Here is a 2,417-nt window from a genome sequence, read left to right on the forward strand (position 1 = left end):
AAGCAACTGAATCTTACCAAAAGCGTTATCAAACTCATCGCTCGAGGAATCAACTTTAACTTCCACGACCCTACCAAGAAGTAGATTAATCTGACCTTCAATTATTACAAATTCTCCAACTTCTCCTTTACCATACCGACCACCCAAATAATAGGAGCCACTTGGAGCACCAGCATCAGAGAGATTCACTTGCACGGCACTGGCAGAAACTGAATTCACTTTGCCCATCAAGAGTTCAGGTCTTAACACCCCTTTTGGAAATGTATCTTTAATGTTCATTCAGCATCTCCCACTATAGACTTAACTGCTTGAGCCATTTTTTCAGCAGGTGACAATGAGCTTAAATCAGGAATGAGTTTTGAAAAATCCTTGAAGGATGCGTTAATAAATGCCACATCACTACCTTCTTCAGCAAGTTGATATAATTCACTCCAGACAGGATTGCATTTAGTATTCTTATCAATAAGGTTATTCTTTGCATTATAATCAGAAATAATAACCTTAAGATGCGGGTTAGTTTTAATTGCCGAAATAATCGGCTCTGCTAGGTGGGCATCATTAAATCCAAAACCAGTGACAATGATACACGTATTAGGTTCTCGAAGTGCCGCCAAATACCTTGCCATTATTTCCAGATGGGGTTGAATATAAGATTGTTGATATTTCCCTCTTGCTGGAAAAATCATACAGACACCTTCTGGTGTTGCTTCTTTTTCAATAATCACATTCTTTTCACGTTCCCAATTTACAGAACCATGTAATTTATATAGCTGAAAGACCCCTTCTAGGTAGCTATCAATTTTTTGAGAGTTTGAAGTGCGCCTTACAATATCAAAATCAAAAAATCGGGGATCATAATGGCGTGGCTTGGTAAATGAAAAACCATCAATTACAACTATCCCTGTCTTACTTGCTGCTTCTTCAAAACAGGTATCGTAATTCGTAGTAAACAATTTCAAGCGTGAATCTCGGGTTCTTCTACGTGATAGTTTGTGAAGAAAGATTTGATGACTGGCTAAGGTCTCATTTGTCTTTTTATAATTACAACGCTTTAGTATCCTCTCCTTACTATTGCTAACAAATTTTTTGACAATACCTGTATTATCATTATCTATCTGCAGAACTGCCTCACATAATGAAAGAAGTTCTTCAAAATTTTGCTTTTCTTCATACTTATACCTAACAGTACCGAAAACCTCCTTCGCTTCAGAACTATAGGAGTCACCCTCTTTTGTACATAATTCCCAGAGATCTGACATAGAAGGACCCATCTTAGGGCCATCTTTCCCACTCATTGAAGTGCCACTTCCTGCAAGGACAACAATATTCTGCATTTGCATTGAAGAAAGGAGAAAGCGTTTAAGGATATCTTTTTCCTCTTGATTCCTCTCCGGGTCGTTTTCCGAATTCTTCACTGATATTGAAACCCATTTATTGTCTTGGGAGAGCCTCCAGCTAATTTCATAATCTTTTTCCATTATTCAAACACCTGCCTTATTTTTATAATTCAGTCTAATTCCAGTGGCAATGAAATCTACAAAAATCGGGGATAGTAAAATCTCATCAGAGGTCTAAGCAAAATCGTCTTCAACCATAAGCCGTATTGTTTTTCACACTACCAAATTCTCTTTCGACGTATGACAACATATACCACTCCATCTATTGTCAATTGTTAGAATCTGCTAGTACATCTTGAGGTGAATAGATTGCAGTAAATGCCATCAGTGCTTCCAATGTATACCTTCGAAAAAACTTGTTAAAATCTAGATAAAATATTGCTATGGAAGCAAAACAAATGGAAGCAACCAGTACTATTTGCCAAGAAAACCCTATTGATAAAAATGAATGAATCAAGTAACTCCAAAACAGGATAATCAAGGTGAAACACATTGTTCTTGTAAATCCATATAGAGCAACATAATTCTGCATTTTCCCATAATGATTTTTAGTATGTTCATTTGCATAATGATATATAAGTCGAAAGAAATCGGGATCCCGAACCTCTCCAGTACAACAGGCTTCTTCAGCTGACGGTGCTTGTTCTTCTTTATAGTACTCTTTATGAAAAGTATTAATTTTTAGCCTTATTTTGTTCCCAAGAAATTCATCCAAAGGTTTCCCTAGGAATTCCCGATAAGCAAAACATCTTCGGATTACTAGATCGGTGAATACAACTGGGAGAATTATGCCACATATTAACAACCTTCCAAACCATTGCAGAAATCTCTGTACCCTTGTTCCAGATGTATGTTTAGGTGCTATTAAAAAGGAGTTGTCTTTGTTCTCGTAATTTACTTGGATTTCAACAGGTTTAGCCTTCATCCAGAAGTATCTCCAAAATCCAGGAATTCCGTAATTTAGGAGATATCTTGAAGGATATCCAAGCGTCCAAATTGAATACTTCTCAACGGTTACTG

General features: G+C 36.8%; 2 protein-coding genes and 1 pseudogene. All 3 read right to left on the reverse strand.

All coding sequences use genetic code 11. The annotated features are described in order from the left end of the window. Positions 1-279, reverse strand: a pseudogene (locus tag JF818_RS03275) (ATP-binding protein); the annotation flags it as partial. Beyond that, complete coding sequence (locus tag JF818_RS03280) at positions 276-1,478, reverse strand: SIR2 family protein (protein ID WP_198890556.1); 1,203 nt, start codon at positions 1,476-1,478, stop codon at positions 276-278. The gene JF818_RS03280 and the pseudogene JF818_RS03275, both read right to left, overlap by 4 nt. Before the next feature lie 187 nt (positions 1,479-1,665). Continuing rightward, the coding region (locus tag JF818_RS03285; protein WP_370570299.1) for a hypothetical protein at positions 1,666-2,417 on the reverse strand (752 nt) is incomplete at its 5' end.

Source organism: Sphaerochaeta sp. S2 (genome assembly GCF_016406725.1).
In the GTDB taxonomy this organism is placed as follows: Bacteria; Spirochaetota; Spirochaetia; order Sphaerochaetales; family Sphaerochaetaceae; genus Sphaerochaeta.